Origin of the sequence: Intrasporangium oryzae NRRL B-24470, assembly GCF_000576595.1 — a bacterium.
GTDB lineage: Bacteria > Actinomycetota > Actinomycetes > Actinomycetales > Dermatophilaceae > Intrasporangium_C > Intrasporangium_C oryzae.
On sequence record NZ_AWSA01000031.1, the window covers coordinates 42683 to 56318 of the forward strand.

Annotated in this window: 11 protein-coding genes and 1 pseudogene; 6 read left to right on the top strand and 6 right to left on the bottom strand. The window is 71.6% G+C overall.

What is annotated here, in order from left to right; translation table 11 throughout:
- The first annotated feature begins 241 nt into the window (after nt 1-241).
- Nucleotides 242-433: a BldC family transcriptional regulator gene (locus N865_RS14225; RefSeq protein ID WP_034807206.1), complete on the top strand. Its 192-nt coding sequence runs from the start codon at nt 242-244 to the stop codon at nt 431-433.
- Between the two features lie 81 nt (nt 434-514).
- Here the strand turns inward: N865_RS14225 and N865_RS14230 are convergent, their stop codons facing one another.
- Nucleotides 515-973, bottom strand: a complete 459-nt coding sequence (locus N865_RS14230) for a hypothetical protein (RefSeq protein ID WP_034807208.1) — start codon at nt 971-973, stop codon at nt 515-517.
- 154 nt (nt 974-1127) lie between these two features.
- Between N865_RS14230 and N865_RS14235 the strand changes: the two genes are divergently transcribed.
- A complete protein-coding gene (locus tag N865_RS14235) occupies nt 1128-1568 on the top strand; it encodes a VOC family protein (protein ID WP_034807210.1) in 441 nt (146 codons plus the stop codon).
- A gap of 46 nt (nt 1569-1614) precedes the next feature.
- Here the strand turns inward: N865_RS14235 and N865_RS14240 are convergent, their stop codons facing one another.
- A complete protein-coding gene (locus N865_RS14240; protein WP_034807246.1) occupies nt 1615-2088 on the bottom strand; it encodes a GNAT family N-acetyltransferase in 474 nt (157 codons plus the stop codon).
- Between the two features lie 69 nt (nt 2089-2157).
- Here N865_RS14240 and N865_RS14245 point away from each other — a divergent pair, with 69 nt between their 5' ends.
- Entirely contained in the window at nt 2158-2733 is a 576-nt protein-coding gene (locus N865_RS14245) for a Dps family protein (RefSeq protein ID WP_034807213.1), read from the top strand.
- Nucleotides 2734-2751: 18 nt separating this feature from the next.
- On the opposite strand, the gene N865_RS14250 is transcribed toward N865_RS14245, so the two are convergent.
- Nucleotides 2752-4335, bottom strand: a complete 1584-nt coding sequence (locus N865_RS14250) for a PucR family transcriptional regulator (protein ID WP_034807216.1) — start codon at nt 4333-4335, stop codon at nt 2752-2754.
- Nucleotides 4336-4477: 142 nt separating this feature from the next.
- Between N865_RS14250 and N865_RS14255 the strand changes: the two genes are divergently transcribed.
- Complete coding sequence (locus N865_RS14255) at nt 4478-5746, top strand: NAD(P)/FAD-dependent oxidoreductase (protein WP_034807219.1); 1269 nt, start codon at nt 4478-4480, stop codon at nt 5744-5746.
- A gap of 246 nt (nt 5747-5992) precedes the next feature.
- Here the strand turns inward: N865_RS14255 and N865_RS14260 are convergent, their stop codons facing one another.
- From N865_RS14260 to N865_RS14270, 3 genes and pseudogenes are all read right to left on the bottom strand, one after another.
- On the bottom strand, nt 5993-7759 hold the full coding sequence (locus N865_RS14260) for an alpha-amylase family glycosyl hydrolase (protein ID WP_034807222.1): 1767 nt from the start codon (nt 7757-7759) through the stop codon (nt 5993-5995).
- 89 nt (nt 7760-7848) lie between these two features.
- Nucleotides 7849-10923, bottom strand: a complete 3075-nt coding sequence (locus N865_RS21870) for a glycoside hydrolase domain-containing protein (protein ID WP_051510595.1) — start codon at nt 10921-10923, stop codon at nt 7849-7851.
- A gap of 395 nt (nt 10924-11318) precedes the next feature.
- Nucleotides 11319-11579: pseudogene (locus N865_RS14270) on the bottom strand (ATP dependent DNA ligase); the annotation flags it as partial.
- Nucleotides 11580-11610: 31 nt separating this feature from the next.
- Here N865_RS14270 and N865_RS21875 point away from each other — a divergent pair.
- Nucleotides 11611-12966: a recombinase family protein gene (locus N865_RS21875; protein WP_169735751.1), complete on the top strand. Its 1356-nt coding sequence runs from the start codon at nt 11611-11613 to the stop codon at nt 12964-12966.
- A complete protein-coding gene (locus N865_RS14280; RefSeq protein ID WP_034807226.1) occupies nt 12956-13186 on the top strand; it encodes a hypothetical protein in 231 nt (76 codons plus the stop codon). Before N865_RS21875 ends, N865_RS14280 begins: the two co-directional genes overlap by 11 nt.
- Nucleotides 13187-13636: the final 450 nt, after the last annotated feature.

The following is a 13636-nucleotide window of genomic DNA, read 5'->3' on the forward strand; positions in this document are numbered from 1 at the left end:
TCGTGGTGCTAACGCTACATGAGGCATGCAAGTCGTGCGTACGCGCGGGTCCCCGATCCGCGTGGCGCGCCGCGGCCGACTCGTGGTGTTACCCCCGACCCGGGCATCCGACACGCGGTCGGAATGAGGCCTTTTCCTCAGAAACCCGACGCCGATGACGCGAAAACTTTACGCTTGCTTTACCGAGCCCCGGACTGGGGCCAAGCATGTCGCAGCCGAGCGACAGGGTGGTGGGAACACGATGACGACACAGGATCGGCCAGAGACCGAGAAGCTGCTCACTCCTGCTGAGGTCGCCGCACTCTTCCGCGTTGACCCCAAGACGGTCACAAGATGGGCCAAAGCGGGCAAGCTCACGTCGATCCGGACCCTCGGGGGGCACCGGAGGTACCGCGAGTCCGAGGTCCGCGAGCTCCTCGGCGGAGGACACTGACATCTCGCCCCCAGGGGCCATGTGATCGATCAGGGGAGGGTCGCTTCGTGAGCGACCCTCCCCTGAGCACGTGCGGGGACGTCAGGCCCCGCCGGCGGGAACCTTGTTGACGGTGCAGACGAAGTACTTCACGACGCCGTTGTCGACGAGGGCGCCGGCCGCGATGGCGGCCTGGACCTCGTTCGCCGCGTCGAGCACACCGTCGCCGTCGAGGTCACCGGCGGCGAGGGCGGCGGCATACGTCCCGGTCGGCGACACCGCGTGCACCTGCCAGCGACCGCCGTTGAAGCCGGGGTCGCCGGGTGCGGCCGTGGCGACGCTGCGCTGCAGGCCGGAGAAGCTGTAGATCGTGTCCCACGACTGGGCCGGCGCCCCGGTGCCGCTGAGGTCGGTCGGGGTGGCGACCGTCCGGTAGAGCTCGTGGTCGATGTAGAACGCAGGCCCGGACACGCCCGACGCCTGGGCGGCCGCGGTGCCGGCCACCATGCTGCCGGCGCCGAGAGCGGCGAGAGCAAGGGCACGAATCAGGTTGCGCTGCATAGCATTTCACCTCCTGGCCGACCACCGTGATCGGCTCTGGGTCGAGTCAACGGCACCGCAGCCCCGGACTCCATGACGCGGGCGTTACCCATCCCTTACGAACCCCTGACGTCGGGCGCAGGGGCTGTCGGTGGGCGGAGCTACGGTCGGGCCCATGGACACGATCCCGCACATCACCGCGATCACGCTGGGCGTCCGCGACGTCGAGCGGTCGCGTCGGTTCTACGTCGACGGGCTCGGCTTCCGTCAGGTCCTGCACCTGCCCGGCGAGATCAGCTTCGTCCAGTGCGCTCCCGGCCAGCTGCTCGCGCTGTGGCACATCGATGCCATGCCGAGCGAGTACGGCGACGTCGCGTTCGGGGGGTCGGCGCCGCCCATGTCCCTCGGGCACACGACGTCGAGCGCCGAGGAGGTCGCGAGGCTGTATGCCGCCGGGCTGGCTGCCGGGGCCACCTCCGTCTCGGAGCCGACCGCACGGGATTGGGGCGGGACGAGTGCGTGCGTGGCCGACCCCGACGGGTTCCGGTGGGACTTCGTGTACAACCCGAACTTCCGGACCGACCCCGACGGCACGGTCCACCTCGGCATGCCCTGAGCGCCGGACTGCGACCCGCAGGGCAGGTGGTCTCGGCCGGCTCGGGTCAGGTCACGACCGGACTGCGACGCTCGAGCAGGACGACGTCGCGCCAACGGCCCTCGCGCTTGGCGATCCGCTCACGGACGCCGATCTCACGGAAACCGGCCTGCTCGTGCAGGCGCAGGCTGGCCTGGTTCTCCGGGAAGACGCCCGACTGGATCGTCCAGATGCCGGCCGCCTCGGTGGAGGCGATGACGGCCACCAGGAGCGCCCGGCCGACGCCGAGCCCGCGGGCGCCCGGGTCGACGTAGACCGAGTGCTCGACGACCCCGGCATACGCCGCCCGGGTCGAGACGGGGGAGACGGCGACCCAGCCGAGGACCTCGCCTGCGTCGTCGAGGGCGACGTAGCGGTGGTCGGGCAGGCGGGCCGCGTCGAACTCGGTCCAGGACGGCGATGTGGTCTCGAAGGTCGCGTCGCCGCCGTCGATTCCGGCCTGGTAGATGGTGAGGACGCGGTCGGCGTGCTCGGCGGTCATCGGGACGATCAGCACAGGCCCACGCTAGTCGCCCGGGCGTGTCGCCCTGGACGCGGGTATGAAGGAAACATGGCCAATCCGAGAGAAGCGAAGTTCACCGTCCCGGGCCTCAGCATCGCTGACGGCCACCAGGTTGGCGAGGCGCTCCAGCTGCGCCTCCACGCGCTCAACGACCTCCAGCTGACCCTCAAGCACGTCCACTGGAACGTCGTCGGCCCGCACTTCATCGGCGTCCACGAGATGCTCGACCCCCAGATCGAGGCCGTGCGCGCCATGGTCGACGAGACGGCCGAGCGGATGGCCACCCTCGGGGTCGCGCCGGTCGGCACCCCGGGGCACCTCGTCGCCAACCGGACGTGGGATGACTACGACCTCCTCCGGGCGGACACGAGCGCTCACCTCGGGGCACTCGACCTCGTCTTCAACGGCGTCATCGAGGACCATCGCAAGGTCATCGCGCTGACCGACGACCTCGACCTCGTGACGCAGGACATGCTCATCGGGCAGGTCGCGCAGCTCGAGCTCTTCCAGTGGTTCGTCCGTGCCCACCTCGAGAGCAGCGGTGGCGAGCTCAGTACCGCCGGCGCGTCCACCGAGCAGGCGGCCGCGAAGAAGGCCGCCAAGAAGGCCGCGCCGAAGCGCTGACCATCGAACCGGGAGGGGTCAGTGGCCCAGGGCCCTGAGCTGCAGGCGAAGGGCGAGCCGGGTCTCGGGGTCGTCGAGGTCGAGGTCGACGACGTCGCCCAGGCGCTGCATCCGGTAGCGCAGCGTGTTGGGGTGCACGTGCAGCCGTTCGGCGGCCCGCTTCGGGTCGCCGGGGTGGTCGAGCCACGCCGCGAGCGTCGCGGCATACGCGCTGCCGTGCTCGCGGTCGTGCGCCTCGAGGTCGCCGACCGGGCCGAGCAGGGGAGCGAGGCGTATGCCGCTGACCGCGCGTTCCGTCGTCACCGCGGCCCACGCGTCCTCGATCGTCGTCGCAGGACCGGTCAGGCGTCCGGCCTCCCGGAGGCGCTGCACCTCGAGCGCGTCGTGGCGGGACTGGGCGAGGGCCGCGGCTCGGTCGACGACGCCACCGGCGCTCACGGCGGCGCCCGGCGTCGTCGTCCGGACGTCCTCGACGATGCCGCGCAGCCAGTCCCAGCTGCCCGGCGTCAGGTCCCCGGGAGCCTCACGGACGAGCGCGAGGACCTGCCCGTCGAGCCGGGCGACGAGCGGCTGGCGCCAGGCCCCGCGGCGGGCCGCCGACTCCCACAGGTCGACCTGGCTCTCCGTGTCACCCGGGTGCTCCGCGCCGCCATCCGGGGCGAGACCGAGGACGACCACCCGCCAGGGCGCCGGGGGCAGCCACGTCTCGGCCTCGACGAGGTTGCCGCTGAGGAGCGTGCGGAGCCGGTCGGCGGACACGCGGCGCGCGAGGTCGGCCTGCGAGCGCAGCCGCAGCAGGTGAAGGGCGACGACCGAGGCCGTCTGGCCGAGCGAACGGACGACAGCCGTGTCGGGCGGCCCGTCGACGACCGCCCAGATCGAGCCGAGCCACTCGTTGCCGGCGCGGACCGGGATGACGAGACGCGGCTTGAGGGCGCCGTCGGCGGGCACGTAGAACGGCTCGTTGGACCGGGCGAGGCGGCGGAAGACCCCGCGGCCGCGCAGGCTCGCGAGGACCGCGTCGGGGACCTTGCGCCCGACGATCGTCGACACGCGGACCGGGTCGGCGACGTCCTGGCGGGACGAGTAGGCGAGGACGCGTGACTGGGTGTCCTCGATCGTGACCGGCGCATCGACGAGCGCGGCGCAGGCGTCGGCGAGGGCGAAGAGCTCGTCGTGGACCGGCCCGTCGGAGCGGACCGCCGAACCCGAGGCGGCCCGGTCGAGGACGCCGCGCAGGAGCCAGACGACGTGCGCCCACGAGGCGTGGTCGGCGAGCTCGACGAGGGTCATCCCGACCCTGCGGGCCGCTGCCCGGACCTCGCGCCGTCGGGCCGTCGAGCGCCGCAGGACGACGCCGCCGCTGCCCGCCGTGACCGCGGCCCCGAGCAGCTCGACGGCCCGCTCGGGCGACTCGACGCCGACCCCGAGGAGGAGGTCGCCCGCCTGCCCGTAGACCCCGGCCCCGGGCTCGGCGAGGGTGATGTCGTCGATCTCCGGGCCGGGCGCGGCGACCGCCACGGTGAGCAGGCCGCCACCGAGGGTCCCGACGAGGTCGGCGAGCGCGAGCCCGCGTGGGGCTGTCGAGGAGGTGAGCGGCATACGACCATGATGCCGGGCGACTGTGCTGCTAGCACAGCCAGCAGGCGATTCTTTGGCACTTCGTCACGACGGGGTCGGCCGGGCGATGGCCAACCATGGTGGAAGAGCCCCGCACCGCCGAACGACAAGGAACGTCGAACCCATGGCTGCAGTGACCCCGTCCGGTATCCCCGCCCCCGAGCGCGTCGCCGTCGTCGGCGCCGGCATGGTCGGCCTCGCCACCGCCTGGTTCCTCCAGGAGCGTGGCGTCGAGGTGACCGTCATCGACCGCGAGGGCGTCGCCGCCGGCTCCTCGTGGGGCAACGCGGGCTGGCTGACGCCGGGCATCGCGACGCCGCTGCCCGAGCCCGCCGTCCTCAAGTACGGCCTCCGCGCCGTCCTCAGCCCGAGCTCGCCCGTGTACGTCCCGCCGAGCGCGAACCCGGACTTCCTCAAGTTCGTCACCGGGTTCACCCGCCACAGCACGATGAAGGCGTGGAAGAAGGCCATGGGCGCCCTCGTCCCGGTCAACGACCTGTCCCTGGCGAGCTTCGACCTGCTCAGGGCGGGTGGCGTCGACGCCGACACGTACGAGGCCAAGTCCTTCACGGCCGCGTACCGGACCGCCGAGGAGCGCCAGACCCTCCTCGAGGAGATCGAGCACATCCACGCCTCCGGCGGCGACATCACCTTCGACGTCCTCACCGGCGACGAGGCCCGCGCCATCGAGCCGGCCCTGTCCGACAACATCGGCGCCGCGATCGTGCTCCACGGCCAGCGCTTCATCAACCCGGGCGCCTACGTCAACGCCCTCGCCGACTCGGTGATCGCACGCGGCGGCAAGATCGTGTCGGGATCGGCCGTCACCGGCATCGCCGACACCGGCGCGGGCGTCGCCGTGTCGACCGACTCCGGCGCCGCCGAGTCCTACGACGCTGTCGTCGTCGCGACGGGCGCCTGGCTCGGGCGGCTCGCCCGCGAGTTCGGTGTCAAGCGCGTCGTCCAGGCCGGCCGCGGCTACTCCTTCAGCGTCGAGGTCGAGGACCTGCCCAACGGCCCGGTCTACTTCCCGGCCGCCCGCGTCGCCTGCACGCCCGTCGGTGACCGCCTCCGCGTCGCCGGGATGATGGAGTTCCGCAAGCCCGAGGCCGCGCTCGACCAGCGCCGCATCAAGGCCATCGTCGAGGCCGCCCGCCCGCTGCTCAAGGGTGCCGACCTCGACCACCGTCAGGACGAGTGGGTCGGTTCGCGTCCGTGCACCGTCGACGGCCTGCCGCTCATCGGCGCGACGACGAGCTCGCGGGTCTTCGTCGCCGGCGGCCACGGCATGTGGGGCATCACCCTCGGCCCGGTCACCGGCCGCCTGCTCGCCGAGCAGATCGTCACGGGCACGGCGCCCAAGGAGCTCAGCCCGTTCGACCCCCTGCGCTGACCACCGGGCTCGCCGAGCCTGTCGACAACGGCCACCCGACCCTTCGCGTCGGGTGGCCGTTGTCGCAACAAGTCCGCCCGGGCGGAGGTCCGGTGGTCGGACCGGGCCTGGGGACCGCAGCAAGTCCGCCGGGGCGGAGGTCCGGTGGTCGGACGGGGCCTGGGGACCGCAACACGTCCGCCCGGGCTGAGAAGGGGCGGTGTCGGGGAGCCGGCCCAGCGGCATACGGACTCGTGGTGGTGATCGTCAGGCTGGGGTGAGGACGACGAGGCTGTAGGGGCCGACGGAGACGGTGCCCTGGGCCGGCTGGTCGCCGAGCGGCTCGTCGACCGCCTCGACGTCGGCGCTCGGGTGGTCGCCGAAGAGGGCACTGTAGGTCCCCGCGTCGGAGTTGAAGCGCAGCCGCCAGTCCCCGGCTGCGGGTATGCCGGTCGTCACCTCGCGGGGCTCGGCGCTCGCGTTGACGACGACGACCGCGACGGCCTCCTCGTTCCAGCGCGACCAGGCGAGGGTCTTTGCCTCGTCGTCGAGGTGCAGGACCGTGCAGCCGTGGCCGGTCAGCCCCGCCGAGTCGCCACCGAGGTTGCGGCGCAGGAGGATGAGGTCGCGGGTCAGGCGGACGATGTCGCGGAAGGCCTCGGCGCGTTCCCAGTCGAGCGGGACGGTGTCGCGGAACCACTCGTCCTCGAGGAACTCCTGACCCTGGAAGAGCATCGGGATGCCGGGAGCGGTGAGCGCGATCGCCATGCCGAGCGTGGCCCGCTTCTGGGCGTGCCACCCCGACGGGTCGTCGCCGTCGATCTCGTGGGGCACGCGGAGCTTGCCGTTGGCGACCTCGTCGTGGCTCTCGGTGTAGACGATCCGCGAGAGCGGGTCCTCGTGCCCGACGAGCGCCTCCGCGAGGGCGCCCATCGAGCGCTCCCCGTCGTCGACCGCCGAGAGCATGTCGCGGATCGACCGGACGAAGCCGCTGTCCCACTGGGCGTCGAACCCGGCGCCGCCGTCCTCTGCGGTCGTGATCGCCGGGTCGCCCTGAAGGTCCTCGGCGATGAGGATCGTTCCCGGATGACGCTCGTGGATCGTGCTCGTCAGCGAGCGCATCAGCTCCCAGCCCTCGGGCAGGTCGGTGCCGGGCCCGTCGATGGTGCGGATGTAGAGCGTCGCGTCGAAGCGCAGCCCGTCGACGTGGAACTCTTCGACCCACATGAGCGCGTTGTCGTGGATGTACTCGCGGACCTCGGGCCGGCCGTAGTCGGGACGGGTGTCGCCCCAGGGCGTCGACGCGCGGTCGTCGTTGTAGAAGTAGATCCCGCCCTTGTCGTTCTCGCTCCATCCGTCGAACTGCCACAGGGCGAGGTCGCTCGGGCCGAAGTGGTTGTAGACCACGTCGACGATGACGGCGATGCCGCTCTTGTGCGCCTCACGGACAAAGGTCTTGAGCAGGTCGGGCCCGCCGTAGCCGCTCTCCACGGCGAACGGGTCGGCAGGGTTGTACCCCCACGAGTAGTCACCGGCGAACTCGGCCACCGGCATGAGCTCGACCGCGTTGATGCCGAGCTCGCGCAGGTAGCCGAGCTTGCCCAACAGGCCTCCGAGGTGGCCGCGGTCGCCGTTCTCGGAGACGAACGAGCCGATGTGGGTCTCGTAGATGACGAGCTCGTGGTGCGGCGGGAGGACGAAGGCGTCGCCGTGCCAGTCGAAGGCCCCGCGGTCGTAGACGATGCCGTTGCCGACCGAGTTGGTCACGGCGCGCGCCCGTGGGTCGATCCGGTGGAGGTGGGTGTCGCCGTTGCGGATGAGGAACTGGTACTCGTCGCCGTGCCGCACCCCCTCGACGTCGGCGTACCAGTGCCCACCGTCCTCGCGGACCATCGGATGGCGGTCGCCCGACCAGCCGTTGAAGCCGCCGATCACGGCGACGCCGTCGGCATGGGGTGCCCAGACGCGGAACGCTGTCCCGCCCTCGTGGGGGATGGCCCCGAGGCCGGGGCGATGGTGCACGTGCTCTGACATGAGGGCTCCGGCCGGTCCGGGATCAGGTGGTGGAACCCGAGCCTAGTGAGGCCCGGCGTGTTCTCCCGGACCGGCCTGCCCTCGTCTCGTCAGTGGAGGTAGCCCTCGACATCCCCGAGGACCTGGACCGTGCCCGAGGAGTGGTTGACGATCGTGATCGTGCCGTTGCTCGCCAACCGGGTGACGACGAGGACGGAGACCGTCCGCCCGGTGCTGAAGCTCGGGGCGGGAGTTCCTGCCGTCGAGGCCGAGCCGATGCTGAGGTAGCCCGACGCCTGGGAACCGGTGGCGGTGAGGTTGAACTCGGCCGCTGTGGCTCCGGAGGGGACGGGCGAACCGGTGACGCCGGCCACCTTCACGGTCAGTGAGGCGCCGGCCGCGAGCGCCACCTTGACCGGGTTGGTCGTCGTGCCGTAGCGGGTGTCGAGCAGGCGCGCCGGGGCTGGCGTGACCCACTGGTTCGTGGTGCCGCTCGCGAGATAGCCCTCGAGGTCGGCGAGGACGTGGACCGTGCCGTTCGAGTGGTTGACGATCGTCATCGTGCCGTTGCTTGCAAGGCGGGTGATGACGAGGTCCCCGATCGTCTGCCCGCCGGCGAAGTCGACACTCGCGCAGCCTCCGGTCGACGTGGAGTTGGCGGTGAGGTACCCGGACGCCTGGGCGCCGGTGACCGTGAGGTTGACTGCCACGGCAGTGGCCCCGGCGGGCACCGGGGAGCCGTTGACGCCCGCCACCTTCACGACGAGGGCCGCGCCGGGCGCGAGCGCGGTCTTGACCGGGTTGCTCGTGGTGCCGTAGCGGGTGTCGAGCAGGCGAACCGGGGTGGGGGACACCCAGTGGTTCGTGGTGCCGCTCGAGATGAGGTAGCCCTCGACGTCAGCAAGGACCTGGACGGTGCCCGTCGAGTGGTTGACGATCGTCATGGTGCCGTTGCTCGCGAGGCGCGTGACGACGAGGTCTGCGACGGTCTTCCCCGCCGTGAAGTCGGCCGTGGCGCTGCCCCCGGCGGCCGTGGAGTTGGCCGTGAGGAAACCCGACGTCTGGGAAGACGTCGCGGTGAGGTTGATCGCCGCGGCGATGGCGCCGGACGGCACGGGAGAGCCGGTCACGCCGGCCACCTTGACGGTGAGCGAGGCTCCTGCCGCGAGCGCGGTCTTCACCGGGTTGGTCGCGGTGCCGAAGCGGGTGTCCAGCAGGCGCACCGGTGCCACGGGGACGAAGTGGCCGTGCGGCAGCGGGGTGACCGCAGCTGAGGGCGCCGAGGCCGGCCCCGTGCCGACGTCGTTCGTCGCCTTCACCGTGAACGTGTAGGCGGTCCCGTCGGTCAGGCCGGTGACGGTCGCCGACGTCGCCGTTCCCGCGACCGTGGCCGTCGCCCCGCCCGGAGACGCCGTGACCGTGTACCCCGTGATGGCGCTGCCGTTGTCGGAGGGCGCGGTCCACCGGATCGTCGCCTTCGCGTCCCAGGGGATCGCCGACACCGCCGTCGGCGCGGACGGAACCGTGGCAACGAGCTTGAACGACATCGCGTCCGCGCCGACCTCGGCGGTCGAGGGGCTCGGGCCGTTGTCGGCCAGGTGAACCGTGATCTGGCTGCCGGGGCGGGCGATGTAGCTGCCCAGCCCGTAGTACCCGCTGATGGCCGACTGGTCGACGGTCTTGACGACCGACCCGTTCGCGTCCTTGATCGTGTACGGGACCGTCGCCGTGGCCCGCGTGCTCGGGATGTACGCGCTGAGGGCGTACTTGCCCTGGGGCAGCTGGGGGTACCAGGTCGCTCCGTTGGACTCCGTGCTGCCGTTGGCGTACGTCGCGTAGGCGCGTCCCTGAAGGCCCTGGGGCGGGTTGGGGTTCCAGTAGGCCATCTTCCCGGTGAAGACGAAGGACCCGCTGCCCGGTCCGAAGACGTTGGTGCCGTAGTCGACGGGCACAGGCGCACCCGCCACCTGCCCGCCGAGCCAGTTGGCGTCGATGTTGATGCTCACCCCGCCCCAGGTCTCGGTGAGGGTGTCGTACTGATGCAGCCGCCGACCCGTCGACCAGTACGCGTCCGTGAACGCCGGGTACGAGGCGGAGTCCGACAGCGTCTGGAGGCTGTTCCAGTGCGCGAACCACACGTCGTCCGGAGCGACGAAGCCGCTCGTTCCGGCGGTGATGGCGTTGGACATGTCGACCATGAGCGAGCCGCTGCTCCCGTAGGTGCCGGAGAGGTAGCCGAGCGCACGTAGCTCGCTGGTCCACGCGGACAGGTACGTGAGGACCGTCTGCGTGCACGAGGTGTTGGTGTTGTCGTAGTCCTCCATGTCGTAGTAGATCGGGGTGCCTGAGCCGAGCCCGAAGTACTGGGCCCGGCTCACGGCGTCGTCGGCGCTCGACTTGCCCTGCGCCGCAGCGGTGCTCGGGTCGATGACCGAGAGGCCGGTCTGGTTGACGCACGGCGCCTGGATGCCGACGTAGATCGGGATGAGGCCCCATCCCATCGAGGACATCTGGCTCACCCACGTGGAGCTGAGGTTGCCGTCGCCGCAGGCCCGCATCGAGCCGCCGATGTAGATGCCGGCGGCGCGGTAGGGCGACGACGAGTACCACGACTGCATCGTCGAGCTGGACGGCGCGGCGCAGCTGTCGAAGCCCATGCCGGTGAACGTCCTCGCGCCGCTTGCGGTGGTGGTCAAGGGGGCCCGCGTCACGCCACGGCTCACGCCCAGGGGCGCGGCCGTCGCTCGCGGGTCAGTGGCCGAGCCCGTGGTCGAGCCCGTGGTCGAGCCCGTGGTCGAGCCCGTGGCCGACCCGGTCGCCGGCGCGGGGGACTGCGACGTGGCTGTCCTCGCTGAGGCGAGGACGGTGTCCACGGCGGCCTCGTCGGCGCCCCAGGCGGCGTCCGCCTCGACGTCAGGACCGGTGAACCACACCTGCTTCGTGCGACCGACGGGGTTCTTCCCGCTCCGGGCCGCGAGTCGGCCGACCGTGGTCGGCCGGGACGTCGTCGACTCCAGGCGCCGGGCCGACGCGGGTCGGAGCAGGATGCTCTCGGCGCGACCCACGAGGTGGGCCGGGCAGTCCTGCTGGGCCCCGGGCTCACCGAGGTAGACGGCCTTGACGTCGAGCCGGACGCACCGGGTGGGGTCGGCCGCCAGGTCGACGACCTGCCAGTCACTCGGCACGAGGAGGCTGACTCCTCGGTAGCTGACGCGCCGGCGTCCAGCCGACGGGGCCGTCGCCGAGGCGCCTGTCGAAACCGCCGTCGGAGCCCCCGCCGAAGCCGCGGCCGAGGCGGTGGTGGCCCGTGGTGGGCTGCTGGAGGGTGTGGCCGCGCCGGAGGCGAGGGCCGGTGCGGGCCCTCCTCCACCGAGCAGCAACCCCGTCGCACTGAACAGGAGCAGGAACCGTCGCCACGGTGCGGGCATGTCACGAACCTCTTTGCATCAGCCACGGTTCCGGCCGGCCCCCTGTCGGCCGGTAACGGACTCTCGTGACACAGGGCACCCAGTGGGGCCCCAGTGACCCAAGAGGCTACCGTGGCAGGAGGGGCACGAGGAGGCGAGGGGGGCCCGAGGGCTCACCACCCGGCGAGGTTTCGGATCGTTTGTACCGTATCGATCTCGGAGACCGGTTTGTCGTCGCGGTAGCGCAGCACCCGCGCGAAGCGGAGCGCCATGCCCCCCGGATACCGGCTCGAGCGCTGCACGCCGTCGAACGCGACCTCGACGACCTGCTCGGGGCGGAGGTGGACGACCCAGTTGCCGTGGTCGGTCGCGAGCTGCTGGAACCGCTCGGTCTGCCACGCGAGCATCTCGTCGGTCATCCCCTTGAACGTCTTGCGCGGCGCCGCGTGACATATGCTTGGCCTCATGACCGACCGCGCCTACCTCCGCATCTCGCTCGACACCCTGGCCTCCGGCTCCATCGCCAAACAGCGCGCCGCGCTCACCAAGGCCGCGGACGGTGAGCCCGTCTTCTACGCCGACGAGTCCGTCTCCGGCTCCAAGGTCCCCTTCGCCAAGCGTCCGGAGGGTGCCCGTCTTCTCTCCGATCTCCACGCCGGGGACCGCGTCCTGGTCACCAAGCTCGACCGGATGGGACGCAACACCGAGGACGTCCTCGCCACCGTCCGTCGGATCACGGAGGCAGGCGCCAGCGTCCGCTTCACCGAGCAGGACATCGACACCTCGGGTCCCGTCGGCCAACTCCTCCTCACGATCCTCGCCGCCGTGGCCCAGATGGAGGCCGCCATGATCGCCGAACGCCGCCGCGAGTCCCTCGTCGCGTTCAAGGCCGAGGGTCGCCACGCGGTGGGAGAGGCGCCCTTCGGGCTCCAGAGCGCCCCCAACCCGACGGGCCGCGGTCTCGTCCTCCGACCCCACCCGGAGGAGGCTCCGGCGCTCCGTGAGGCCGTGGAGCGCCTCTACGCGGGGACTCCGCTCTCGACGCTCGCGGCGGATCTCGGCATCCTCGACACGCGGCTCGGCCGCGTCCTCCGGAATGAGCGTCTGGCCGGTGTGCTGGAGCAGACGCCCGACGGCCCGCGCCTCGACCCCGACATGGCCGTCTTCACCCTCGTGGAGTGGGACCGGCTCCAGAAGCACCTCACCTCCCGTCCGGTGAAGACGTGGACCCCGTCGGAGGGGATCGGCGCCGCGCTCTCATGCTCGGAGTGCGGGGACCGCCTCTACTTCAACGCGGCCAAGGTCCCCACTGAGGCCACGTACCGATGCCGCGGTGTCGCCGCCAACCACAAGGAGGGTGGCCGTCCCCGCGCCGCCGTGACCGCCCACAACGCGGAGGCCCGCGTGGAGTCTCTCTTCCTCGACGCCATGGGAGACCTCCCCGTCACGATCACCGTGACCGAGGAGAGCGACGCGGCCCGTACTGAGGGCATCGCGCTCGCGCGTATGCGCCTCAAGGCGGCCGAGGAGGCTCTCAGTGCCGCCAAGACGCGCGAGGAGCACCTGGCCGCGACCGACGCCCACTGGGACGCGCTGGAGGCTGTGGAGGCCGCCAAGGCCCTTCCGGTGCAGTCCTTCTCGGTGGTCAAGCAGACCGGGGAGACGTTCGCCGACCTCTACGCCCGCGGTGGCGCGGACCGCGTCAACGCTCTCCAGCTCGCGGGCCGCTGGGTTGTCTCACCCGGCCGCCTCCCGCTCGCGGACAAGGTCCGCTTCTTCGCGGACGCAGACCTCTGGGTGGAGGCCAACGATGGCAAGTGATCTCACCTCCGACGACCTCGCCGCCATCGCCTCCGCGGAGGCCGGCGAGGCCGTTCCGGCCGACGTCGACCCCGTCGACCTGGACGCGCCGAGCCGGTGGACGGACGCGCCCACGGTGCGCGTCTGGCCGCTCACGCCGGAGGACTCCGTCCTCCATGCCGCGGCCCTCGCCGTCTACCTCGCCGAGCGCACCATCGTGGCCGAGGCCGAGGAGCCGTAAACGCCTCTCTCCCGGCCGATCTGAGCCCCGTCCTGCCTCGGTAGGGCGGGGCTCTCTTCGTCCGGCTCCGCCCCGCGTGGCCGCCGTCGTGGCCCGTTCCGCCGCCTCCGCGGGGCCCGGTGGCCGGTGGCGCGGCGCCGGAGTGGGGAGCGTCCGACGCGGGGGAGCGGGCGGCCCGGTGCCAACTCTTGTCACTGCTCCAGCGTTTACACGCTCGGCCCCCTGGGGCCTCAACTTGCATCACTGAGGTGTGAACACATCATGTTTTCTAGTCCTCCCTAGGAGAGCGACAGAACACATATAGGCCCTACACCTTGTACCTACGTGTGTTCACACCTCAGTGATACAAGTTGGGTCGCTGGAGTGCGCCCCCGCCTCGACCGCCCGCCTACGCGCGTCTCAGTATGTGGATCAAACGCCGCAGAATGAGCAATGCCCGCCCTCCTCGCA